Consider the following 22,626-nt stretch of genomic DNA (forward strand, 5'->3'; position numbering starts at 1 on the left):
ACCCGGCATGTGGAACAACTTCTGGAACATCATCTGGCTCATGTTCTGGGCCTTCGCGCTCATCTCCTACCTCTTCGCCCTGTTCGCCATCATCGGCGACCTGTTCCGCGACCGTGAGCTGAACGGCTGGTGGAAGGCGCTCTGGATCATCTTCCTGATCTTCCTGCCCTTCCTCACCGCGCTCGTGTACCTGATCGCCCGCGGACGAGGGATGGCCGAGCGCCAGTCGAGGGACGTGCAGCAGGCGCAGCAGCAGGCTGACGACTACATCCGTCAGACTGCCGCGTCGTCGTCGCCCGCAGACGACATCGCCAAGGCCAAGCAGCTTCTCGACCAGGGCGTGATCTCGGCCGGCGAGTTCGACGCGCTCAAGGCCAAAGCCCTCGGCCACAAGTTCTGACCGCTCTAGCACTCAGGGCCTGAGCCACTCGGCCTGTGCCGGGTCGAGGCCATCCGGAACGCCGGGTGGCCTCGGCCTTTTTGCTGATCACAGGGTCTTGGATACTAAACGTCGTGTCGAAGCATGTCAGCGCTGAGTAGCTGGCAGGCAGATGTAATATTCATTTATGCCTGTACCCGTGACCGAGGCCGTGAACCCGCGACGGCTGATTCGAGATGAAGTCTTCCTGCGTCTGCTCGACGCCATCGTCGACGGCGACCTGCTCCCCGGCGAGCAACTCTACGACGCCGAGATCGAGAAATGGGTGGGCGTCTCGCGCACCCCCGTACGAGAAGCGCTCAACCAGCTGGCGGCGATGGGTCTCGTCGAGATCCTGCCGCAGAAGCGCACCCGGGTGACCCCCATCGACCCCGTGCGTCTGCGCGGCCTGCTCGAAACCCTGGGCCCGCTGCTCCAGGGGATCGTGCGCGACACGACGCCGCTGCTCACCGACGGCGACAAAGAGGCGCTGCAAGCGTTCGCCGCCAGCTTCGCCGACGACGACATCGACCAGCTCGTGCGCAACAACCTCCTCACCGAAGGCTTCGTCAACGTCTACATCCGGCGCCTCGACAACAAGACCGTCGCTCGCGTCGCCTCCCGGCACCTCCCCGAATTACGCCGGGCGCTCAAGGCCGCTCCCACCGACAAGGTGCACGAGAGCAGCCTTCCGTTCATCCTCGCCGCGGTGAAGGCGTCGGTCGGTGGCGACGCCCGAGCGGCTGCCGCGGCTGTCGGCGACTACACGAAGGCAGCCGTCACGGAGCTCGTTGACGCGTTCACCGCCGAGAAGAAGGACAACTGATGCCCCTGCCCGTCAAAGACACTCAGCCTGTCGAGCGTCAGCTTCTGCGCGACGTCGTCTACACCCGGCTCTACCAGGGCATCATCGACGGCACCCTCGAACCGGGCGAGACCCTGCTCGACGAGAAGCTCACCGCCTGGCTCGGCGTCTCCCGCACCCCGGTTCGCGAAGCGCTCATGAAGCTCGCCGATATCGGCCTCGTCGAGATGGCGGCTAACCGCTACACGCGTGTCGCCCCGATCGATATGCGCGCGATCGACGAGTCCATCTACACCACGGGCATCCTGCACGAGCACGCCGCCCGGGTGGGCGTGCCCACGATGAGCGCCTCGGCGGTCTCCCGCCTTGACAAAGCGACCAAAGACATCAAGAAGCATGCGAAGAGCAAAGACCTCCCGGCACTCGGGGGCTCGCTCAACGAGTACTTCCTCGAGTTCGAGCGCGCCGTCGACAATGCGGTGCTCCTCGGCGTCACGGAAGGGCTCAGCCCGCAGCTGCTGCGCTACATCTCGGTCTGGCAGCTCCCGTTCGACACCGCGGACATCCCCGGCAAGATCGCGGAGATCACCGACGCGGTGAAGGCGAAAGACGGAGAGAAGGCTGCGGAGCACATCCGCGCCCTCTACGAGCCCGCACGCCGTCAGTTCCTCGAGGAGTACCGGCGAACCGACGCCGAGATCGACGCCAACCCGATCGTCTGAGCGAGACCGGCCGGGCTCGCCCGCCGTGGTAAGCCACGCCGGGCTCGTCCGCCGTGGTCAGCCACGGCGGGCCTGCTCGGCCGGCGCGTTCGGCTCAGACCTGGAAGTCGACAGCCGAGCGCGCCTGCACGACCGAGCGGATGTACGACGCGACCTTCTCGTGCTCCGGATGCTCGACGTAGCGCGCGATCGCATCCGCGTCGTCGAAGTCGCTGATCAGCACCACGTCGAAGTTCGCCTCAGGGCTGAGCGCGTTGACGCCGACCTCCAGAGCGAGGATCTCGGGGATCGACGCCGGCAGCGCCTCCAGGCCACGCTTGATCGTGGCCGCCTGCTCGGCGCGTTCGGCCGGATCGGCGGTGGCGAGCTTCCACGAGACGACATGGCGGATGGTCATTCTGCTCCCAAGAGTGCTGTGCGCAGGCGGGCCGGGTCGACCCGCCAATAGGTGTGCACGCGGCCGTCGATGAGCACCACGGGGATCTCCTCGACGTACCGCTCGTGCAATGCCGGATCGTCGAGGATGCTGAGCTCGGCCACCGAGACGGCGGGCGCGCCCACGGGCAGCTCGGCGACGACCGCGGCGATCGTGGCGCGCGCGTCGTCGCAGAGATGACAGCCGGGCTTGCCGATGAGAGTCAGATCGACGTTCGTCACCCGAACAGCCTAGGCGCTGTACCGGCCCCCGACAGCCCGCTCAGCGCATCCCATCGGCTTAACAGCAGAAAGCGCCGGACCCGAAGGGCCGACGCCTGAGCTGTAGACGCGAGGTCTACTTCTTGTTGCGACGCTGGTGACGAGTCTTGCGAAGCAGCTTGCGGTGCTTCTTCTTCGCCATACGCTTGCGACGCTTCTTGATAACGGAACCCACGTAGACCTCACAAAAGTTAGGGGGTAGGCCGCGGGATGCGCGGCGACACAGGGCTCTAGTCTACCCGACGTCAGGCGCTGTCGGCGACGCCCGTCTCGGGAGCGTGCACGACGGCCTCGAGGGCCGCGGTGACAGCCGACTCCGGCACCCGGAACGAGCGACCGAAACGGATGGCGGGAAGCTCCCCCGAGTGCACGAGGCGGTACACGGTCATGCGGGAGACGCGCATCATGTCGGCCACTTCCGCGACCGTCAGAAAGCGCACATCCGAAAGATCGCGTGCCATTGAAGTCGAGTCCTCTTTGATCCAGGCCCGGAACATCCCGGGCATAGGGCATCGTACCCGCCTGAAACGGGTGGTGAATCGAAACTCTAGAGGTTCCCAGACCCCGCGTAAAGAGGGCCGGTGCGAGTCAGTCGCGGCGCCACTTGCGTGGCGTCACCCGCTCGACCGCGGTGGTGACGCGGTGACTCGTGTCGGCGAACACCTTGCCGACGGAGCTCGCGAACTCGCGCGTCTCGTCGGCGAGGTCTGCGCCGAAGGCCGCGGCGTCGATGTCGGCCGACACGAACGGGATGATCCAGTCCTCCACGGCCTCGAGGGGCTCGGAGTCGAGCCGGTAGTAGCGGTGCTGGCCCTCCTCGCGCACGGCGACGAGCCCCGCATCCCTCAGCACCTTCAAGTGCTTCGACACCGTCGGCTGACTGAGCTCCAACGTGGACACGATCTCGGAGACGCTGATCTCGCCCGACGTGTGCGCGTCGTCGGCGTGACGGTCGAGGAGCACCCCCAGGATGTCCCGCCTGGTCGCGTCGGCAATCACGTCAAAGATGTCGGCCATTCCCCCAGGCTAGTCACTCGCCCAGCCGAGTACCACGTCAGAACGGGAGGGGTGGGAAGATCGGAGCATGCGAGCGACCCTGACGGCGCGGAAGCCGTCGATGACACCGGCCGGCCGAGTGCGCGAAGCGGTGAACGTCTTCGCGAGCCGCAGTCCGTCGCGGTTCGCGATTCTGGTGTTCACGCTGCTCATCCTGGTCTTCACCCTCCTGTTCTCACTCCCCATCGCGACGACCTCGCGAACGTCGACGCCGCTCGCGGACGCCCTCTTCACCGCCGTCTCCGTGATCTGTGTCACCGGGCTGTCGACGGTCGACATGGCCACCCACTGGTCGGTCTTCGGCCACACGCTCGTGTACGTGGGCGTGCAGGTGGGCGCCGTCGGCGTGCTGACCATGGCGAGCATCCTCGGCCTGGTCATATCGCGCCGCCTGGGGCTGCGAGCGAAACTGATGGCCGCGAGCGACAGCAACCCTCAGCGCATCCACGCCGGCCCCGTCGCCGAAGGGCAGGCCGTACGTCTGGGCGAGGTCGGCAAGCTGCTCATCACCGTCGCGCTCAGCATGGTCGTGATCGAAGGAATCGTTGCGCTACTGCTGTTCCCTCGCATGCTGATCGCGGGCATGTCGTTCGGAACGGCCCTCTGGGAGAGCCTCTACTACTCGGCGATGGCGTTCACCAACACAGGATTCGCCCCCAACGTCGAAGGCCTCACTCCCTTCATCGACGACTACTGGTTCTTGAGCGCGCTGATGCTCGGCGTCTTTCTCGGGTCGATCGGTTTTCCGGTCATCCTCGCCGTCGCCAACAACCTCCGGGTCAAGCGTCGGCGGTGGTCGATCCACGTCAAGATGACGCTGCTCGTGTCGGTGATCCTGCTCGCGGCCGGAACCGTGCTCTACATCGTGCTCGAATACAACAACCCCAAGACGTTCGGGGGCATGGATGCGGGGCAGACGATCTTCCAGTCCCTCTTCCTCTCGACGATGACCCGGTCGGGCGGGTTCGCGACGATCCCCATCGACGACCTGCACGGGTCGAGTCTGCTCGTCACCGACATGCTGATGTTCATCGGAGGCGGATCGGCGTCCACGGCCGGCGGCATCAAGGTGACGACGCTCGCCGTGCTCTTCCTCGCCGCCTTCGCCGAGGCGCGCGGAGTGGAGTCGATGGATGCCTTCCGCCGCCGCATCCCCATCGACGTGCTCCGCCTGTCTGTCGCGGTGGCGCTGTGGGGCGCGACAATCGTCGCCGTCTCCACCATCGTGCTGCTGCAGATCACCAAGGCGCCCCTCGACCACGTGCTGTTCGACGTGATCTCGGGCTTCGCCACCTGCGGCCTCACCACCGGGTTCACCGAGAACCTGCCGGATGCGGGGGTCTACGTGATGGCGGCCACGATGTTCTGTGGGCGCGTTGGTACAGTGACTCTCGCTGCGGCACTGGCCCAGAGTCAGCGCAAGCAGCTGTTCCACAATCCGGAAGAGAGGCCGCTCGTTGGTTGACAAGATCAAGCACAACGCACCCGTGCTGGTGATCGGCCTCGGTCGTTTCGGCGCCGCCACGGCGGGCGAACTCGACCGGCTCGACCGCGAGGTGCTCGCCATCGACACCGACGCGAACCTCGTGCAGAAGTGGGCCGACCGAGTGACGCACACGGTGCAGGCCGACGCGCGCGGCATCGAGACGCTGCGCCAGATCGGCGCGGAGGACTTCTCGGTCGCGGTCGTCGCCGTCGGCTCGTCCATCGAGGCGAGCGTGCTCATCACCGCGAACCTCGTCGACCTGAAGCTGCCCCAGATCTGGGCGAAAGCGATCTCGCAGTCGCACGGCAAGATCCTCGAGCGCATCGGCGCGAACCACGTCATCTATCCGGAGGCCGAAGCCGGCGAGCGCGTAGCGCACCTCGTCTCCGGGCGCATGCTCGACTTCATCGAGTTCGACGACGACTTCGCACTGGTCAAGATGTACCCGCCGAAGCCCATCCGGGGCCTCAAGCTCGGCGAGGCCGGCGTGCGCAGCAAGTATCACGTGACGATCGTCGGTGTGAAGTCCCCCGGCAAACCGTTCACGTACGCCACGGCCGACACCACCGTCTCCGACCACGACCTCATCATCGTCTCGGGAGCCTCCGCCGACATCGAACGCTTCGCCGCCGTCGACGCCTAAAGCAATCGACTCCGGTGAGAATGCTCTTTTCGGCGACGAATCGCAGCATTCTTCCCGGAGTCGATTGCGGCTGTGGATAACTTCTGCGGGGTGGGCGGGGGCTTCGCGAGGATGGGGGGATGCGTGCGAATGACGATCTTCCGGCGGCGTTCCGGGTGCGGGATGCGAGAGCGGCGGGCGTCGGGACAGGGCGGCTGCGGGGGCCCTCCTTTCAGCATCCGTTCTACGGGATGCGGTCGGTGGGCCTCGACCTCGACGATCACCTGCAGCTGTGCCGCGCGGCCGCGGTCGTACTGCCGCCGGCCTGCTTCTTCAGCCACCACTCGGCCGCGGTCATCCACGGGCTCCCCCTGCCGTGGCGGGAGTCCCCTCGCGAGGTCGAGGTCAGCGTCTTCGAACCCGCGCGGCCCCCTGAGCTGCACGGCGTCATCGCGCATCAGCTCCGCGGGAACTCGCAGATCCTCCGGTCCGTCGACGGCCTGCGGGTGCTGGGCGTCGAAGACACCTGGGCGCAACTCAGCTCGTCGTTGAGCTTCGATGACCTCGTGGTGATCGGCGATCTCCTGATCACCGGCACACATCCCTACGACGGCGCTCCCCCACCGTCGTCGATCGAGCTTCTCGAGGGTGCGGTCAAGCGGCACGGGAGACGGCGCGGCGTGCGGCCGCTGCGGCTCGCGTTGGATGCGGTGCGCTACGGCTCGTTGTCACCGCAGGAGTCCCGCCTGCGCCTGGCGTTGACGGCCGCGGGCCTCCCTGAGCCCGCGCTGAACCATCCCGTCACCGATTCCGGCCGCACGCTCGCCATGATCGACCTCGCGTATCCGCAGCACCGGGTCGCCGTCGAGTACCTCGGCGACCATCACCGCACGGAGCGTGAGACCTATCGGGCCGACATCCGGCGCGAGCTGCTCGTGCAACTCGGCTGGAACGTCATACTCGTGACCGCGGCCGACGACTTCCACGCGGTCGCGCTGCGCACCCGCCGCGCCCTCCTGCAATCGACTACAGGATGAATGCTCTGAATCGGCGCGCTGGGGAGCATTCTGCCCGGAGTCGATTGCAGGGGGCGGGGCGGGCGGGGCAGGGGGCGGGGCGGGAGCGCTAGGAGGCGGCGAGGGCGCGGGCCCGGGCGAGGGCGGCGTCGGTGGCGCGGGTGAAGAGGGATGCGAGGTCGGCGGATTCGAGCACGGTGACGGCCTGCTCGGTGGTGCCGCCGGGGCTGGTCACGCGGCGACGCAGCTCGGCCGGCTCTTCGCCCGAGGTGACGAGCAGCTCCGAGGCGCCGAGAAAAGTCCCGTTGACGAGCTGCGCGGCCTGCTCGGGCGTGAAGCCCTTCTCGACGGCGGCCGCGGTCAGCTGCTCGATCAGGTAGAACACGTACGCCGGCCCCGACCCGGAGATGGTGCTCAACGCATCCAGCTGCGATTCGGGCACCTCCACGACCTCGCCGACCGTCTCGAACAGCGCGCGCACGACGGCCAGGTCGTCGGAATCCGAACGGTTCCCCGGGCTGATCCCGGTCACGGCCTTGCGCACCACGGCGGGCGTGTTCGGCATCGAGCGCACTACGGAGACGGTGTCGGGCAGCAGCGATTCGAACGTCGCGACGGTGACACCGGCGGCGACGCTCACGACCACCACGCCCGGGGTGAGGGATGCGGCGATCTCGCGCAGCAGATCGGGCACCATCGCGGGCTTCACGGCGACCAGCACGATCTCCGCTCCGTCGACGGCTGCACGGTTCGCATCGGGGTCCGACTCGGTGGCGTACGCCCGGACCCCCGGGAGCGACGCGAGCTCGGCGGCGCGCGACGCGGATCGGTTGGTCACGCGGATCCCGCCGTCGACGGTGACCCCCGGTGAGACCAGGCCGCTGAGGATGGCGCGGCCCATGGAGCCTGCGCCGAGGAGCGCGATCGTGGGGAGCGTGACGTTCTGCGTGTCGGTCATGCGGCCATCCTAGGATGGAGCCCATGAGCGCATCGGGTGGAACCAGGGCCATCGTCGCGGCATTCGCCGCCAATCTGGGCATCGCGCTCACGAAGTTCATCGCCTGGTTCTTCTCGGGCTCGTCGTCGATGCTCGCCGAGGGCGTGCACTCGCTCGCCGACTCCGGCAACCAGCTGTTGCTGCTGCTCGGCGGACGCAAGGCGAAGAAGAAGGCCGACAGCGAGCATCCGTTCGGCTACGGCCGCGAACGGTACGTGTACGCGTTCGTCGTGTCGATCATCCTGTTCTCGGTCGGTGGCGTGTTCTCGCTCTACGAGGGCATCGAGAAGCTGACCCACCCGCATCCTCTCGAGAACTGGTGGCTGCCCATCCTGGTGCTGCTCATCGCGATCGGCCTGGAGTCGTTCTCGCTGCGCACCGCCGTCCACGAGTCGCGGCCGCACAAGATCGGGATGAGCTGGCCGCAGTTCATCCGTCGCGCGAAGGCTCCCGAGCTGCCGGTCGTGCTGCTCGAAGACGTCGCCGCGCTGACCGGCCTGGTCTTCGCGTTCATCGGCGTCGGCCTCACCGTGATCACGCACGACGGTCTGTGGGATGCGATCGGCACCATCCTGATCGGCCTCCTTCTCATCGCGGTCGCGATCATCCTCGGCATGGAGACGAAGAGCCTGCTCGTGGGCGAGGGCGCCAGCGATGTCGACACTGCGGCCATTCAGAAGGCGATCATGGCCGGCACCGAGGTCGAGCGCGTCATCCACATGAAGACCCTGTACCTCGGCCCCGACGAGCTGCTCGTCGGCGCCAAGCTGGCCTTCCCGGGCGAATACCGGCTCGCGGAGGTGGCGGCGTCGATCGACATCGTGGAGCGCCGCATCCGCGACGCCGTTCCCGCCGCCCGCGTGATCTACATCGAGCCCGACGTCTGGATCGACCCGAACGAGAAGCACCCGGCCACCGACGCCATCGTGATCAAGGGTCTCGAGTGACGACGGATTCTCCGCGCGAGCCGCGCACCGCGGTGGTTCTGCAGCACGACCCGACGATCCATCTGGGCAACATCGGCCCGGTGCTGGCGGAGCACGGCTACGACGTACGCGTGGTCGATGTGACGGTGGAGGATGTCGCGGCCATCGACCCGGCGGAGGCCGACCTCGTCGTCGTGCTCGGCGGTGAGATGGGCGCGTACCAGACGGACGAGTTCCCCTTTCTCACCACGGAGCAGCAGCTCATCCGCGATCGGATCGCCGCCGAACGGCCGACGCTCGGCGTGTGCCTCGGCGCACAGTTGATGGCGGGGGCGCTCGGGGAGCGCGTCTACAAGGGTGACAGCATGCAGATCGGTTTTCGGCGCATCGAGCCGACGGCGGCGGGCGCGGCCTCGCCCATCCGTCACTTCGGCGACACCCCGGTGGTGCAGTGGCACGGCGACACGTTCGAGCTGCCGGAGTCCGCGACGCTTCTCGCCTCCTCGTCCGACTATTCGAACGAGGCGTTCGCGATCGGAGACTTCGCCCTCGCGGTGCAGTTCCATCCCGAGGTCACCGGCGAGATGCACGAGCAGTGGATCAGCGACGGCTACAACGAGCTCGACGAGCACGACCTGAACCCGGATGCCCTGCGCGCCGACGCCGAGCGGTATGCGGCCGCGATGCAGGAGGCGTCGCACCGCGCGTTCTCGGAGTGGCTGTCGCAGCTGCCCGCGTAGGCGCCGCGCCGGCCGAAGCCGGCCACTGTGGCCGTTCGAGAAGGATCAGCGCTTGGCCCGGAAGAAGTCGAGCAGCAGGTCGGCGCACTCTTCGGCCAGAACGCCCGCGTAGACCTCCACCCGGTGGTTGAGGCGGCGGTCGCGGAGCACGTCGTACACCGATCCGGCCGCGCCGGCCTTCTCGTCCCAGGCGCCGAACACGACACGGGGAACCCGCGCGGCGAGGACAGCGCCCGCGCACATGACGCAGGGTTCGAGGGTGACGACGAGCGTGCATCCTTCGAGGTGCCAGTCGTCGCGGGATGCGGCCGCCTGTCGCAGCGCCAGAACCTCCGCGTGCGCCGTCGGGTCGCCCAGCAGCTCGCGCTCGTTGCGGCCGGTTCCGATGACCGCACCGGACTCGTCGAGCACGAGCGCGGCCACCGGAACGTCGCCTGTGCCGAAGGCGAGCCGGGCGTCCGCGATGGCGCGGCGCATCCACTCGGCGTAGTCGGCGGGAACGGCGAGGCTCAAGCGGGGTCTCCAGACGAATATGTTCGGTAGCCTTGAGCCTATGCGAGTGCACGTTGCCGACCACCCCCTCATCACCCACAAGCTGACGGTGCTGCGCAACAAAGAGACCCCGTCTCCTGTTTTCCGCGCACTCACCGAAGAGCTGGTGACTCTGCTCGCCTACGAGGCGACGCGCAGCGTGCGCGTCGAGCCGCGGGAGATCGAGACCCCGGTCACCGCGACGACAGGCGTCACCCTGAGCGAGCCCCGCCCGCTGGTGGTCCCCATCCTTCGCGCCGGTCTCGGGATGCTCGAGGGCATGGTCAAGCTGATGCCGACCGCAGAAGTGGGCTTTCTCGGCATGGTGCGCAACGAGGAGACGCTCGAGCCGACGACATACGCCGAGCGTCTGCCAGAAGACCTCTCCGATCGTCAGTGCTTCGTGCTCGACCCGATGCTGGCCACGGGCGGCTCGCTCGGAACCGCCATCGAGTTCCTCTTCAAGCGCGGAGCCGTCGACGTGACGGCCATCTGCATCCTCGCCGCTCCCGAGGGCATCGCCGCCCTTGAGAAGGCGACGGAGGGCCGCGATGTGACGATCGTGCTCGGCGCCCTCGACGAACGCCTCGACGAGAACGGATACATCGTTCCGGGCCTCGGCGACGCGGGCGACCGCCTCTACGGCACCGTCTGACCCGTCGAACCGGCCTCCGCGCCGGCTCGAAACGCGCCGTAACATGACGTCATCATTTGACACGGCGCGTCACTATTCGCTTTACTTGCCAACATGACTGACAACTCGCACACCCTGACCTCCTTCGAGGCCCCTGGGGATGCCGGCATGATGATGCCCGGCAGTGCTTCGGTCATGTGTTGCCGAATGTGTCGCTAATCTGACGACCCTTCGCCGAACCAGCCGGCCGCCGACCCACTGAGTCGAGCCAGGCCCTTGGTTCCCCGGATGCGCCACACTCACGCATCCGCTCACCGGCCACTTCTGAAGGCCCAACACAGAACACGCGAATCCTCGCACCCGTCACCCTTTTGCACGCCGGACGAACCGGCCGCGACGGGAACGCCGAACTCGGCGGCAACGGATTCCACGCATCATCGCAAAGGACCTCATCCCATGTCTCTCGCCACCATCGACACCGATTTCGCCCCCACCCGCCGCCTGTCCGCCGCTCCCGTCGCCCCGGTCGCGACTCCGGCCCCCGCCGCTCCGGCGCCGCAGATCCGTGCAGTGCCCAACGGCACCGAGGCCCGCGGCTTCGTGCTCTACGTCGGCATCGACGAGGCCAAGGCCGCCGCCGCGGGCACCGACCTCGGTCGCATCGTCGAAGCGCTGAAGCGCCTGACCGCCGAGATCGCCCCCTCCGCCGAGACGTACGCCGCCGTGGCGCTCGCCCCCGAGGGCGCAGGCGGACGCGACGTGGATGTGGTGCGCCTGGCCCTGCAAGACCCGGCCGCCATCGCCAAGCACCGCCACGCCGGCGCCGTCGACGAAGACGAGGACCGCGCATCCGGTGGCGTCGTCGTCGACATCTCCCGCAAGCGCCTGCTGCTCGACAACCAGACCGCCGCCCTCACGTACAAGGAGTTCGAGCTGCTTCAGTACCTCGTGCTGCGCGAGGGTCGCACCATCGAGCGCGCCGAGCTGATCACCTCGCTGTGGGGTTCGGCCGACGACGAGGTTCCGAACGAGCGCACGATCGACGTGCACGTTCGCCGCCTGCGTGCCAAGCTCGGCCGCTACGAAGACATCGTGCGCACCGTGCGCGGCGTCGGTTACCGGTTCGACCGTCACGCCGACGTCTCCATCCGTCACGCCAGCGCCCCCTCCCCCGACCTCTTCTAAACGCACGCGGCCAACGACTCCGCACCCGTTCGCATCCGGAAGAGAAGAACGGATGAACGGATGCGGAGCCGACAGCGGCGCTACGCCGAGCGCTGGTAGACGCGGAAGGCGCTCGTCGCCCACGCAGCCATCACCACGGTGAGTGCTGCGAGCAGACCGACGTGGCCCCAGAGAGCCGCCCAGTCCGGGTTCGCGCTCAAGGCTTGACGGCCGACGATCACGGCCCACTCGAACGGGTTGAACGCGGCGACGTTCTGCACCCACTCGGGCGAGAGCTTCGTGTTCATGATCGCCGAACTCAGGAACATCAGCGGCAGCGTGATGATCTGCGAGATGCCGATGAGCGCGGTCTGATCCCGTGCCAGCAAGGCGACGGCGTTGGAGAGCGAGCAGAACACGGCGGTCAGCAGCACCACCCCGAGGAGCAGCAGGAGGATGCCCGTGAAGCCGCCCTCGAAGCGCGCTCCCGCCCAGAACGCTATCCCGACCACGACGAGCGACTGGCAGATCGCGAGGATCGACTGGTAAAGGAGCGTCGCCACGATCAGCGACGCGCGATTCGTCGGCGAGGTGAGGAACCGATCCATCACGCCGCGCTGCATGTCCTGGATGAACACCGTGCCCGACCAGGCACTGCCGAACAGTGCCATCATCATGACGATGCCGGGGGTCAGGAACTCCAGGTAGCTCTGGCCGTTACCGAACCCGGGGATCTGCACGACCGCTTTGAACAGCTGCCCGAACAGCAGCAGCCAGATGATCGGCTGGATGAGGTTCATCACCAGGAACGCCGGCATCCGCCAGGCGGCGCGCAGCTGGCGGCCGGTGAGGATGAGCGTGTGGGTCAGAAACGTCGGCCCGACGGATGCCCTGGGCCGGCTCGGCGCTGTGGCGCCCGGTGCGATGGTGGTCATGACGCGTTCTCCAGTTCGTAGTTCTCTTGCGCTCGCCCGATGGTGTGGCCGGTGCGCCGCAGATACACGTCGTCGAGGCTCGGCCGGGCGACGGTGGCGGAGGCCACGATGACGCCGGCGGCCTCCAGTGCGGCAAGTGCCAAAGGCAGGGTGGCGGCCCCGTTGTCGGCGCGGGCGCGCAGGGTGCGGCCGTCTCCGCCGACCTCTCTCAGCGCATCCACTCGCCCCAGTGCTGCGAGCGCGGCGAACGGGTCGCCGTCGCCGGTCAGCTCGACGATCACCGCGTCACCGCGCAGATCGTTCTTCAGCTCTTCCGGGGTGCCGCCCGCGACGACCGTGCCGTGGTCGACGATCGCAAGCCTCTTGGCGAGACGGTCCGCCTCCTCCAGGTAGTGGGTCGTGAGCAGCACGGTCAGGTTCTCGGCGGCGGTCATCCGTTCGATCTCCGCCCAGAGCTCGGCGCGCGCCTCCGGGTCGAGGCCGGTGGTCGGCTCGTCGAGAAAGAGCACGGCCGGCCGGTGCATGAGGCCGATGGCGACATCCAGCTTGCGGGCCATGCCGCCGGAGTACGTCTTCACCTGCCTGGTCGCCTGCTCGGTCAGCGCGAAACGGTCGAGGAGCTCGGATGCGCGGGCCCGTGCATCCCGCGCGCTCAGCCCTTGCAGGCGCCCGGCGAGCACCAGGTTCTCCACGCCGGTGTCCATCGGGTCGGCCACGGACTTCTGCGCGACGAACCCGATGGCCCTGCGCACCCGGGCGGGATGACGGGTGACATCGATCCCCGCGACGGTCCCGGTTCCGGAGTCCGCCCGGGCCAGGGTCGCGAGGATCTTGATGGTGGTGGACTTTCCGGCGCCGTTCGGGCCGAGAAGCCCGAATACGGTGCCGGTCTCGGCCGAGAAGCTGAGACCGTCCAGTGGACGAACGGGGGGCTTGCCCCGCCCGGTGCGATAGGTCTTGACGAGGTTCTCGGCGACGAGCGCCGACTCCCCTGGGTATGCAGCAGCCACGATGGCTCCCTTTCTGATATTCGGGAATGCCGTCCGTGATGCGCTGCGCGGTACCATGAAGTGGACCCTCGGTGACTGTTGACGCAGGTTCCTCACGGAACGACTGGGGTTTCGATGGCCGGAGAGTTGCCGCTCTCCGGCCATCATTTCGTTCGGTTCACTGTCTCAGCAGGTCGGCCACCTCCCGTCCGAAGTCGCCGGCCGACACGCGCTTCTGGATGTCGTCCATGCTGAGACCCTGATCGAGGAGCTGGTGCAGCCCCTCCCACATCTCGATCCCCCCGATGGCGCGCTCTCGCACGCGGGCGGCGAGGTCGATCACGAAGGCGCGCTCTGCGGCGAGCATCGCCTGCTTGAAGTGGAACTCGACCATGAAGAGTTCGGGCACGCCTGACGCTTCACCCGCCAAGAGCTGTTCCCGCTCGGCGATCTCCGCGCCCAGTCGCTCGGCCCGGTCGGCGAGGAGATCGGCGGCGACGGCCGGAGGCAGCATCGCGATCAGGGAGAGACCCGTCTCGATCGCCGGGTACTCCTTCACCGGTGTGTCGATGAGCTCCCGCAGCCACTCGTCGGCTTCGCGGCGCCCCGCATCCGTGATCTCGTAGACGACGCGCTCGGGGCGGTTACCCTCCCGCTCGGTCTGAGCGACGGCGATGAGACCGTGCTTCTCGAGCGACTTGATCACGGCGTAAAGCGAACCGAAGTTGAGGCGGATGCTGTCTTCTTTGCCGCGCTCCCGCATCGACGTGGTCATCTCGTACGGGTACATCGGGCGCTCCCAGAGGCAGGACAGCACGGCCAGCGCCAGTGGGTTGCCCACGGGACGCTTCGACTTGCCGGTCGCTGCCATCATCCACCTTCCGATTACTTTACTTAGAGTATTCGAGTTCGAGTAGTTTGTCCAGCGGTTGAGGCACAGGTGATACCTAGAAAACTCGCAGCAAAAATAACGAACTGGTAACTAGCGGCCGTTACCTCTTCGTTATATAGTTCAAGAGCGTTAGTTGTTTGCTGTGGCAGCCAACGCGGAATGTGATTGCAGGACACTCTTGGTGCAAGGGAGAGGGTCGGTCGCTAGCCTCTGCGACCGGCCCTCGATCTGTTTAACCGTGCTGGCACCGATGCCACTGTCACCGGGTGGTGGGATGATGCGAATGCATTGAGAATGCGTCGACGTTTTCGGGCCGACCTGTGAGGTGTCGGCCCTGCCATCGAGGAGGAAACACAGCATGCACACGCAGGAGCGGGCGAAGACGCGGACGAACGCCGTGAGCGCCTGGGAGTCACTGTTCCGTGCGCAGGTCTCGGTGATGCGCACGCTGGCCGCGGAGTTTCCGACCAGAGACGTCTCCTTCAACGAGTACGACGTGCTGTTCAACCTGTCGCGCCAGCCCAACCGCGAGCTGCGCCTGCGCGACCTCAACAAGCACGTGCTGCTCACCCAGCCGAGCGTCAGCCGGCTCATCGACCGGCTGGTCGCCCGTGGCCTGGTCGCGAAATGCCCTGAGCCGTCGGATGCGCGCGGAAGCGTCATCCGGCTGACCGACGAAGGCTTCGACATGTTCCGTCGCGTCGCGGTCGAGCACATGCGCACGATCACGGAGCGCGTCGGCGGCCGTCTCGATCAAGACGAGCTCGAACAGCTCACCGCACTGTGCGACAAACTCCGCAACGACTGACCTCTCCTCGGCCGACTCGCGACGTTCGACGCGTATCATGACGCCATGAATTCTTCGGGACGCAGAGGCTGGACGTGGGCACCTTCGCTCTTGGGGTTCGTGGCGCTCAGCGCAGTGGCGGGCGTGCTCGCGGCCGCCGCCGTGACCCCTGCGGTCGCGCTCACCGGGTCGGCCGCCGACTCGACGATCGGCGTGTTCGACGGCCTTCCCGAGTACATCAAGGTCGAGCCGCTCGCGCAGGCGTCGACCATGTACGCCACCTCGAACGGCCAGCCGGTGGCCATCGCGACGTTCTACTCGCAGAACCGCGTCGAGGTCGGCTGGAACGAGATCTCGCAGAACCTCAAAGACGCGGCCGTGGCAACCGAAGATCCCCGCTTCTACGAGCACGGCGGCGTCGACGTGACGGGCACCCTTCGCGGTGCGGTGCTGACTGCCCTCCACAAGGATGTGCAGGGTGGCTCCTCGATCACGCAGCAGTACGTGAAGAACATCCTCGTGCAGCGCTGCGAGAACAAGCAGCCCGACGTGACCGCATCCCCTGATGTGCAGAAGAAGCAGCTCACTGTCTACACCGCATGCTACAACGACGCGACCGAGGTCGACCCGGTGCGCAAGCTGAAGGAGATGCGTTACGCGATCGGGCTCGAGAAGGAGTACACGAAGAACCAGATCCTGCAGAGCTATCTGAACATCGCTCTGTTCGGCGGCCGGGTCTACGGAGTGCAGTCGGCGGCCGCGTACTACTTCGGAGTGTCTGCGAGTGCTCTCAACCTTCAGCAGGCCGCGACCCTCATCGCCATCCTGAACAACCCCGACAACCTCCGTATCGACCGCCCCGACGACAAAGACAACGGCGCGGCCAACGGATACGCGGCCACGCTCGAACGCCGCAACTACGTGCTCGACAGGATGCTCGCATCCGGCAAGATCACCGCGAAAGAACGCGACGCAGCCAAGGCGACCAAGGTCGAGCCGAAGATCACACCCGTGCAGAACGGCTGCATGACGGCCCAGCAGTACAACGCGGCCTTCTTCTGCGACTTCGTCGAGCGCACGATCGAGAAGAACGCCATCTTCGGCAAGACGGAAGACGACCGCACGAGCTTCCTCAGCCGTGGCGGCCTGAAGATCTACACGACGCTGAACCTCGATCTGCAGAACGCGGCGCAGCAGGCGCTGAGCGCATACATCCCGCCGACGAGCGGCAACCTCGACCTCGGTGCGTCCAACGTCTCGGTGGAGGTGGGAACCGGGCGCGTCATCACGATGGTGCAGAACCGGCCGTACGATAACACGGCCGCACCCGCGCCCGGCACGACGGCCGTGAACTACAACACCGACTACGAGTACGGCGGCTCGGAAGGGTTCCAGACGGGCTCGTCGTACAAGGCCTTCGACCTGCTGCAGTGGCTGCAGGAGGGGCACTCCCTGTACGAGTCGGTCGACGGAACGAGACACCTCTTTCCGCAATCGATGTTCCACGAGAGCGACCCCTGCGCCGACATCGGCGGCGCCCCCTGGCCCGTCGCGAACGACGAAGGCGAGACGGTCGGGCGCACGAGCGTGATGAACGGCACCGCCCAGTCCATCAACACGATCTTCGCCATGATGGCCACCAAGATCGACCTCTGCGGAATCAAGCAACGGGCGCAAGACCTGCTGGTGCACGGGGCTGACGAACAGGCGAACCCATTCAGGGCGAACCCGTCGTCGGTGCTCGGCACGAACTACATCGCCCCGATGACGATGGCCACGGCGTACGCGGGCATCGCCAACAACGGCGTCGCCTGCAGCTCGATCGCGATCGACAAGATCGTCAACGCCGACGGCACCGAGCATCCGGTGCCCAAGACCCAGTGCTCGACGACGCCGATCGATCCGAGCGTGGCCGCCGCGGCGGTCTTCGCGTTGCAAGGTGTGCTGCGCGGTGGGGGAACGGCCGCATCCGCGAACCCCGGCGACGGAATCCCGATCTTCGGCAAGACAGGAACCACAGACGACTCGCTGGAGAACTGGCTGGTCACCTCGACCACGAAGACCGCGCAGGCCACCTGGGTCGGCAACGTTCAGGGCGCCGTCGCTTTGCGCAGCCAGCGCTTCAACGGCGTTGGCGGCGGTAACGTCAAGTTCTCGATCGTGAAACCGATCGTGCAGGCGCTGAACGCAGCCTACGGCGGCTCGGCGTTCCCGAGCCCGGACGGCAAGTACACGAAAGCGCCGGTCGCACCGAAGCCGCAGACCCCGACGGCCCCGACCCAGCCCGGTGGGCCCGGTCAGCAGGGTGGGCCCGGGCAGCAGGGAAACGGCCCGAACCCGCCCGGTCGCAAACCCTGACCGGGCTGAAGCCCTAGAGGTCCTCGGGCTCGAAAATGCAAGCAACGGCAACCTCCTCTCGCCTATGGTTGTCACGTGGGACGCACACCTGACCCGAATCGCAAGCCCGAACTGCTGGGCCGCATCATGCGCCACGTGGCGACGGAGCCGCTGTCGAGGATGACGTTCCGCAGTCTCGCCAACTCGCTCGGCGTGAGCACGTACTCGTTCGTCTACCATTTCGGTTCCCGTCAGGAGATGATCGACGCCATCCTCGCGGAGGGCGTTCGGCAGCAGTACTCCGACCATGCGAGCTTCGATGTCGCCGAGTTCGACCGCGAGCAATTCGCCGACTGGTACAGGGAGGTCTTCCGCCGGTCGATCTCCGACGACAACCGCACCGTGCTGCGTCTGCAGTTCGAGGCCGGCGCACTCGAGCCCGTCGACCCCGACATCGGAACCAGGATCACCGAGTCGTACATCCGCTGGCGCGACACCGTCGAAGCGTGGCTGACCGGCCAGGGCGTCGAGGTGGAGCGGGCGCGCATCCTGTCGCACTGGCTCGTCGACACCGCGACAGGGCTGCACTTCGGCTACCTGATCTCTGGAGACCGAGACACGACGGTCGGCGCGTTCGACGTGTTCGTCGCTGCGTTCATCCGCGAGGCGTTCGCCGCGTAGCGGCTTGGGCCGGCGCGCGCTGTGCGCTGCGCGCTGGCTGCTCCCGCGCCCGCGCCCGCTCTGGTCGCGAGCGTGCCCGTTCGCGGCGAGTGTGGCCGTTCGCGGCGAGTGTGGCCGTTCGCGGCGAGTGTGGCCGGCGCACCGATCACACTCGACCGGAACGGCCACACTCGAGAAGGGCTGGCCAGCAAGCCGGGCGAACGTGGCCGCTCGGACCGAATGTTGCCGTTCGCGGCGAGTGTGGCCAATGCGGTCGAATGTGGCCGGCGCACCGATCACACTCGACCGGAACGGCCACACTCGAGAAGGCTGGCCGGGCAAGCCGGGCCGGGCGAAACGGCGGGAGCGAGCGGGCGATGCGGGCAGGCTAGGGCGCGGGGCGCTCGGCGACCTGGCGGACGCCGTCGAGCATGGCGACCCAGAGTTGGCGGGAGTGCTCGGCGGCCTCGACGGAGCGGTTGTTGTCCTGGTCGAGGGTCACGTGGGTTCCGGTCGGGGTCTCGTCGAGCTCGAAACGCAGCGTGTGGTAGTTCTCGGGCACATCCGGGAGGCCGGTCATCGGACTGAAATGGGTGAGCACCATCCGCGACGGCTCGACGAGTTCGATCACCACACCGTGGTCTTCGAACTTCTTGCCCTCATACTCTCCGCGCCACACGATGCGGCTGCCGATGCGCCAGTCCGACACGATCTCCGCCCCGAACAAGATCTCGGGATGCGAACCGTTCGACGCCAGCACGCGCCACACCCGCTCCCTCGGCGCGGCGATGTCCGCTTCGGCACGTGCGACGTAACTCGACATGTCTGCCTCCTCAGTACGCCCCCTCATCAGACACCGCCCCGCCCGGCTGCGCAAGGAGGGAATCCGCACGCAGCACCCGCACGCGGCAACCGCACAGGCAGCGGGCGCCGCCCCGTTCTCAGCGTCCGAGCACCAGCGCCTGCCACGGTGCAAGCGAGCCGTCGGCTTCGCGTGTGGCGTCGGGCAGGTTGCCGAGCACGTACCCGGCGCCGGCCCAGTCGGCCGCATCCGGCAGAGCGTAGGTCGCCGGCTCGCCGGTGAGGTTGACGAGCACGAGCAGCTGCCGCTCCCCGAGGTGGCGCAGGTACGCGAAGACCTGCGGATGCTCGGGCAGCACCAACTCGAACGTTCCGTCGGCGACGACCGGCTCACGGTGCCGCAGGTCGATCAGGGCGCGGTAGTAGGCGAAGACCGAGTGGGGGTCGTCGCGTTCGGCCGCGGCGTTGACCTCCCGGTAGTTCGGGTTCGGTTGGATCCACGGCGTGACCGTCGAGAAGCCCGCGTTCGGACCGGCCGTCCACTGCACGGGCGTGCGCGCGTTGTCGCGGCTGGTGGTGCGCAGCGAGGCGAGCACCTGCTCGGGGAGGGCGCCGAGCACATCCACCGCTTCCGCGTAATAGTTGAGCGACTCGATGTCACGGAAGTCGTCGATGCCGCGGAAGGGCACGTTCGTCATGCCGAGCTCTTCGCCCTGGTAGACGTACGGCGTGCCGCGCTGCAGGTGCAGCACCGTTGCGAGCGCCGTGGCGGAGTCTCGCCGGAAGACGCCGTCGTCGCCGAAGCGGCTGACCACCCGCGGCTGGTCGTGGTTGTTCCAGTAGAGACTGTTCCAGCCGGATGCGGCCAGCCCGCGCTGCCATTTGCCGAACGACTCCTTGAGGTCGAGCACCGTGGCCGGGCGATGATCCCACTTGCCGCCCGGGCCGTGGTCGAGGTCGACGTGCTCGAACTGGAACACCATGTCGAGTTCGCCGCGCGACGGATCGGTGAAGAGTTCCGCATCCTCGACGGTGACCCCGGGCATCTCGCCGACGGTCAGATACCGGTCTTCGCGACCGGCGAAGACGCGCTCGTGCATTTCGTGGATGAACTCGTGGATGCGCGGCCCCTGCCCGTAGAACGGATAGCCGTCGCCATAGAGCGCGCCGGGCGTCACCTGGCCGTCGGGCAGCGACGGCACCTTCGAGATGAGGTTGATGACATCCATGCGGAAACCGTCGACCCCGCGGTCGAGCCACCAGTTCATCATGTCGTAGACGGCGTCCCGCACCTCGGGGTTCTCCCAGTTGAGGTCGGGCTGCTTGCGTGAGAAGAGGTGCAGGTAATACTCGCCGCTCGCCGGGTCGAGCTGCCAGGCCGGCCCCGAGAAGAACGAGCCCCAGTTGTTCGGTTCCGCGCTCGGCTCGCCCGGCGTCTTGCCCTCGCGCGGCGGCCGCCACCAGTACCAGTCGCGCTTGGCGCTGTCGGGACTGCTCGCCGACTCGATGAACCACGGATGCTCGTCGGAGGTGTGGTTGACGACCAGATCCATCACGAGTTTCATGCCGCGAGAATGGAGCCCAGCCAGCAGCTCGTCGAAGTCGTCGAACGTGCCGAAGAGCGGGTCGATCGCCCGGTAGTCGCTGATGTCGTAGCCGTTGTCGTCGTGTGGAGACGCGTAGATCGGCGAGAGCCAGACGACGTCGACACCGAGGTCTTCCAGGTGATCGAGATGGTCGATCACACCGCGCAGATCGCCGATGCCGTCGCCGTTCGCATCCGCGAAACTGCGGGGGTAGATCTGGTAGACGACGGCCGAGTGCCACCATTTCTCGCTCATCGCCTCAGCCTAGCGAGGAGGCATCCGCCCGTACTATTGCCCTTGGGATCCGCCACGCAGGCGAAGGACGGGACGACACATGCGCGGTGCTCCGACCATCGGACGATCGGCGTTGGCCGCGGTCTCGACGACCGCGGCGGCGGCCGGCGCGTGCGCGACGACTTGGGCGCTGGCCATCGGGATCGGCGCCGCTCCGGGCATCGCGGTTCTCAGCACGGTGATCGCGCTCACGCTCTCGCGCCGCACCTTCGCGTCGCGGGCGGAGTTCCTCCGCTCGTCTCTGGTGCTTCCCGTCGTCGGGCTGGTCGCCGCCGGTGTCGGCTGGCTGCTGCTCGCCGTGCCCGTTCTCGGCGCGGCGCTGTTCGTGCTCGGCATGTCCGTGCCGATCTGGATGCGCCGCTACGGTGCGACCGCCGCACGCCTCGGTACGATGATCACCCTGCCCTTCACGGCCATCCTCGTGGCGCCGGTGGTTCCGCCCGGCACCGGGCACTGGTGGACGGACCTGCTGATGGTCGTCGCCGCCTCGCTGATCGCGATCGCGTGGGTGTGGCTCGTGCGGGAGGCGGCCCGGCTCCTCCCGCACGCCGCTGAGCGTGCGCCGGATGCCGGTGGCTCGGCCGCGCGCGAACCCGCGCGCGACGCCGGCCGGCCTCGCGGCCCGCGCTCCCGCGTGGCGCCGAGCACGCGCATGGCTGTGCAGATGGCCGCAGCGCTAGCCGCGGCGTTCGTCGTGGGCTGGCTGGCGTTCCCCGACCACGCGATGTGGACCGTGCTGACGGCCTTCATCGTGTGCTCCGGAAATCGCGGTCGCGGAGATGTCGTCTACAAGAGCGTGCTGCGCGTCGGCGGCGCTCTCGCCGGAACCGTCGCCGCCCTTGCCCTCTCCTGGGTGGTCGAGCCGACCGGTTTCGCCGCGGTGGCCGTCATCTTCGCGGCGTTGTTCGTCGGCACGTGGCTCCGGCAGTACAGCTACGCGTTCTGGGCGCTCACCATCACGCTGGTGCTCACGATGCTGCAGGGTGTCCTCGGACTCACTCCTCCCGCAGCAAGCGTTGGAGTTCTGCTCGCGGAGCGGTTGCTCGCGATCGTCGTCGGCGCCGTGCTCGGAATCGCGGCCAGCTGGTTCCTGCTGCCGGTGCGCAGCGGCGATGTCGTGCGCCGGCGTCTCGCAGACGTGCTGGCCGCGGCCTCGGAGGTGTTCGCGCCGTCCGACGAACCGACGGAGGCCCGGGTCGAGCGGATGCGCGACGCCGCCGACCGCCTCGCCGAGCTGGCCCCGACGCACCGGGCCCACCGGATGCTCGCCAGGAAGGGCCGGCGCCTCGGCATCAGCTGCATCGAGACCGCACAACGGCTACCGGATGCCGTTGACGGCCGGCTGGCCGCGCCGATTCCCGCCGCGTCCCGGGCCACACTGCGTCAAGCGATCGGAGACGCGCGCCGCAGCCTTGCGGCGCCGACCGATTGGGACCGCATCCAGCTCGCCCTCGAAGCGCTGCTCTCGACCCTGCAGCCACCCGAGCGCCCCCCGGCAGCAGCGGCGAAGCCCGACACCAGCCGATAACCTG

At 67.5% G+C, this 22,626-nt stretch carries 26 protein-coding genes; 14 read left to right on the forward strand and 12 right to left on the reverse strand.

Annotation, left to right across the window (positions count from 1 at the left end):
* The first annotated feature begins 7 nt into the window (after positions 1–7).
* From ACFVWR_RS00520 to ACFVWR_RS00530, 3 genes are all read left to right on the forward strand, one after another.
* Complete coding sequence (locus ACFVWR_RS00520) at positions 8–400, forward strand: PLDc N-terminal domain-containing protein (protein ID WP_387207087.1); 393 nt, start codon at positions 8–10, stop codon at positions 398–400.
* A gap of 166 nt (positions 401–566) precedes the next feature.
* Complete coding sequence (locus ACFVWR_RS00525; protein WP_387207088.1) at positions 567–1,244, forward strand: GntR family transcriptional regulator; 678 nt, start codon at positions 567–569, stop codon at positions 1,242–1,244.
* Positions 1,244–1,945 carry a GntR family transcriptional regulator gene (locus ACFVWR_RS00530; RefSeq protein WP_387207089.1) on the forward strand — a complete coding sequence of 234 codons (702 nt, stop codon included), beginning with the start codon at positions 1,244–1,246 and terminating at the stop codon, positions 1,943–1,945. The genes ACFVWR_RS00525 and ACFVWR_RS00530 overlap by 1 nt, the downstream gene beginning before the upstream one ends.
* A 94-nt stretch (positions 1,946–2,039) precedes the next feature.
* On the opposite strand, the gene ACFVWR_RS00535 is transcribed toward ACFVWR_RS00530, so the two are convergent.
* From ACFVWR_RS00535 to ACFVWR_RS00555, 5 genes are all read right to left on the reverse strand, one after another.
* A complete protein-coding gene (locus ACFVWR_RS00535; RefSeq protein ID WP_387207090.1) occupies positions 2,040–2,342 on the reverse strand; it encodes a Dabb family protein in 303 nt (100 codons plus the stop codon).
* A complete protein-coding gene (locus ACFVWR_RS00540) occupies positions 2,339–2,602 on the reverse strand; it encodes a glutaredoxin family protein (protein ID WP_387207091.1) in 264 nt (87 codons plus the stop codon). Before ACFVWR_RS00540 ends, ACFVWR_RS00535 begins: the two co-directional genes overlap by 4 nt.
* A 115-nt stretch (positions 2,603–2,717) precedes the next feature.
* Positions 2,718–2,816 carry a 30S ribosomal protein bS22 gene (locus ACFVWR_RS00545; RefSeq protein ID WP_003792170.1) on the reverse strand — a complete coding sequence of 33 codons (99 nt, stop codon included), beginning with the start codon at positions 2,814–2,816 and terminating at the stop codon, positions 2,718–2,720.
* A gap of 70 nt (positions 2,817–2,886) precedes the next feature.
* Positions 2,887–3,102 carry a helix-turn-helix domain-containing protein gene (locus tag ACFVWR_RS00550; protein WP_387207092.1) on the reverse strand — a complete coding sequence of 72 codons (216 nt, stop codon included), beginning with the start codon at positions 3,100–3,102 and terminating at the stop codon, positions 2,887–2,889.
* A gap of 127 nt (positions 3,103–3,229) precedes the next feature.
* On the reverse strand, positions 3,230–3,658 hold the full coding sequence (locus ACFVWR_RS00555; RefSeq protein WP_387207093.1) for an ArsR/SmtB family transcription factor: 429 nt from the start codon (positions 3,656–3,658) through the stop codon (positions 3,230–3,232).
* A gap of 67 nt (positions 3,659–3,725) precedes the next feature.
* On the opposite strand from ACFVWR_RS00555, the gene ACFVWR_RS00560 reads away from it, so the two are divergent.
* The 3 genes from ACFVWR_RS00560 to ACFVWR_RS00570 all read left to right on the forward strand — a co-directional run bounded on the left by ACFVWR_RS00560 (position 3,726) and on the right by ACFVWR_RS00570 (position 6,842).
* On the forward strand, positions 3,726–5,162 hold the full coding sequence (locus ACFVWR_RS00560; protein ID WP_387207095.1) for a TrkH family potassium uptake protein: 1,437 nt from the start codon (positions 3,726–3,728) through the stop codon (positions 5,160–5,162).
* Positions 5,155–5,826: a potassium channel family protein gene (locus ACFVWR_RS00565; RefSeq protein ID WP_387207096.1), complete on the forward strand. Its 672-nt coding sequence runs from the start codon at positions 5,155–5,157 to the stop codon at positions 5,824–5,826. Before ACFVWR_RS00560 ends, ACFVWR_RS00565 begins: the two co-directional genes overlap by 8 nt.
* A gap of 119 nt (positions 5,827–5,945) precedes the next feature.
* Positions 5,946–6,842, forward strand: coding sequence for a hypothetical protein (locus ACFVWR_RS00570; protein ID WP_387207097.1), 897 nt, complete (start codon positions 5,946–5,948; stop codon positions 6,840–6,842).
* A gap of 88 nt (positions 6,843–6,930) precedes the next feature.
* Here the strand turns inward: ACFVWR_RS00570 and proC are convergent, their stop codons facing one another.
* A complete protein-coding gene (gene proC, locus ACFVWR_RS00575) occupies positions 6,931–7,779 on the reverse strand; it encodes a pyrroline-5-carboxylate reductase (protein WP_387207098.1) in 849 nt (282 codons plus the stop codon).
* A 23-nt stretch (positions 7,780–7,802) separates the two neighbouring features.
* Between proC and ACFVWR_RS00580 the strand changes: the two genes are divergently transcribed.
* Positions 7,803–8,765: a cation diffusion facilitator family transporter gene (locus ACFVWR_RS00580; protein WP_387207099.1), complete on the forward strand. Its 963-nt coding sequence runs from the start codon at positions 7,803–7,805 to the stop codon at positions 8,763–8,765.
* Entirely contained in the window at positions 8,762–9,484 is a 723-nt protein-coding gene (locus ACFVWR_RS00585; protein WP_387207100.1) for a glutamine amidotransferase, read from the forward strand. The genes ACFVWR_RS00580 and ACFVWR_RS00585 overlap by 4 nt, the downstream gene beginning before the upstream one ends.
* Before the next feature lie 45 nt (positions 9,485–9,529).
* Here ACFVWR_RS00585 and tadA read toward each other — a convergent pair whose 3' ends face one another.
* Complete coding sequence (gene tadA, locus ACFVWR_RS00590) at positions 9,530–9,997, reverse strand: tRNA adenosine(34) deaminase TadA (RefSeq protein ID WP_387207101.1); 468 nt, start codon at positions 9,995–9,997, stop codon at positions 9,530–9,532.
* 40 nt (positions 9,998–10,037) lie between these two features.
* On the opposite strand from tadA, the gene upp reads away from it, so the two are divergent.
* Both upp and ACFVWR_RS00600 read left to right on the forward strand, forming a co-directional pair.
* Positions 10,038–10,670 carry a uracil phosphoribosyltransferase gene (upp, locus tag ACFVWR_RS00595; RefSeq protein WP_387207102.1) on the forward strand — a complete coding sequence of 211 codons (633 nt, stop codon included), beginning with the start codon at positions 10,038–10,040 and terminating at the stop codon, positions 10,668–10,670.
* 435 nt (positions 10,671–11,105) lie between these two features.
* Positions 11,106–11,834: a winged helix-turn-helix domain-containing protein gene (locus ACFVWR_RS00600; protein WP_387207104.1), complete on the forward strand. Its 729-nt coding sequence runs from the start codon at positions 11,106–11,108 to the stop codon at positions 11,832–11,834.
* A gap of 80 nt (positions 11,835–11,914) precedes the next feature.
* Here the strand turns inward: ACFVWR_RS00600 and ACFVWR_RS00605 are convergent, their stop codons facing one another.
* The 3 genes from ACFVWR_RS00605 to ACFVWR_RS00615 all read right to left on the reverse strand — a co-directional run bounded on the left by ACFVWR_RS00605 (position 11,915) and on the right by ACFVWR_RS00615 (position 14,611).
* A complete protein-coding gene (locus ACFVWR_RS00605) occupies positions 11,915–12,748 on the reverse strand; it encodes an ABC transporter permease (protein ID WP_387207105.1) in 834 nt (277 codons plus the stop codon).
* Positions 12,745–13,758 carry an ATP-binding cassette domain-containing protein gene (locus ACFVWR_RS00610; protein ID WP_387207106.1) on the reverse strand — a complete coding sequence of 338 codons (1,014 nt, stop codon included), beginning with the start codon at positions 13,756–13,758 and terminating at the stop codon, positions 12,745–12,747. Before ACFVWR_RS00610 ends, ACFVWR_RS00605 begins: the two co-directional genes overlap by 4 nt.
* Positions 13,759–13,915: 157 nt before the next feature.
* Positions 13,916–14,611: a PadR family transcriptional regulator gene (locus tag ACFVWR_RS00615; RefSeq protein WP_387207107.1), complete on the reverse strand. Its 696-nt coding sequence runs from the start codon at positions 14,609–14,611 to the stop codon at positions 13,916–13,918.
* 376 nt (positions 14,612–14,987) lie between these two features.
* On the opposite strand from ACFVWR_RS00615, the gene ACFVWR_RS00620 reads away from it, so the two are divergent.
* The 3 genes from ACFVWR_RS00620 to ACFVWR_RS00630 all read left to right on the forward strand — a co-directional run bounded on the left by ACFVWR_RS00620 (position 14,988) and on the right by ACFVWR_RS00630 (position 18,434).
* Positions 14,988–15,437 (forward strand): MarR family winged helix-turn-helix transcriptional regulator, encoded by a 450-nt coding sequence (locus tag ACFVWR_RS00620; RefSeq protein ID WP_387207108.1) that lies wholly within the window; start codon positions 14,988–14,990, stop codon positions 15,435–15,437.
* 45 nt (positions 15,438–15,482) lie between these two features.
* Complete coding sequence (locus ACFVWR_RS00625) at positions 15,483–17,774, forward strand: transglycosylase domain-containing protein (RefSeq protein ID WP_387207109.1); 2,292 nt, start codon at positions 15,483–15,485, stop codon at positions 17,772–17,774.
* A gap of 75 nt (positions 17,775–17,849) precedes the next feature.
* Positions 17,850–18,434, forward strand: a complete 585-nt coding sequence (locus tag ACFVWR_RS00630; RefSeq protein WP_387207110.1) for a TetR/AcrR family transcriptional regulator — start codon at positions 17,850–17,852, stop codon at positions 18,432–18,434.
* Between the two features lie 367 nt (positions 18,435–18,801).
* Here ACFVWR_RS00630 and ACFVWR_RS00635 read toward each other — a convergent pair whose 3' ends face one another.
* Positions 18,802–19,236, reverse strand: coding sequence for an SRPBCC domain-containing protein (locus ACFVWR_RS00635; RefSeq protein ID WP_387207112.1), 435 nt, complete (start codon positions 19,234–19,236; stop codon positions 18,802–18,804).
* Between the two features lie 118 nt (positions 19,237–19,354).
* Positions 19,355–21,055: an alpha-glucosidase gene (locus tag ACFVWR_RS00640; protein WP_387207113.1), complete on the reverse strand. Its 1,701-nt coding sequence runs from the start codon at positions 21,053–21,055 to the stop codon at positions 19,355–19,357.
* A gap of 79 nt (positions 21,056–21,134) precedes the next feature.
* On the opposite strand from ACFVWR_RS00640, the gene ACFVWR_RS00645 reads away from it, so the two are divergent.
* Positions 21,135–22,622: an FUSC family protein gene (locus ACFVWR_RS00645; protein WP_387207114.1), complete on the forward strand. Its 1,488-nt coding sequence runs from the start codon at positions 21,135–21,137 to the stop codon at positions 22,620–22,622.
* Positions 22,623–22,626: the final 4 nt, after the last annotated feature.

The organism is Leifsonia sp. NPDC058292, assembly GCF_042880955.1.
In the GTDB taxonomy this organism is placed as follows: Bacteria; Actinomycetota; Actinomycetes; order Actinomycetales; family Microbacteriaceae; genus Leifsonia.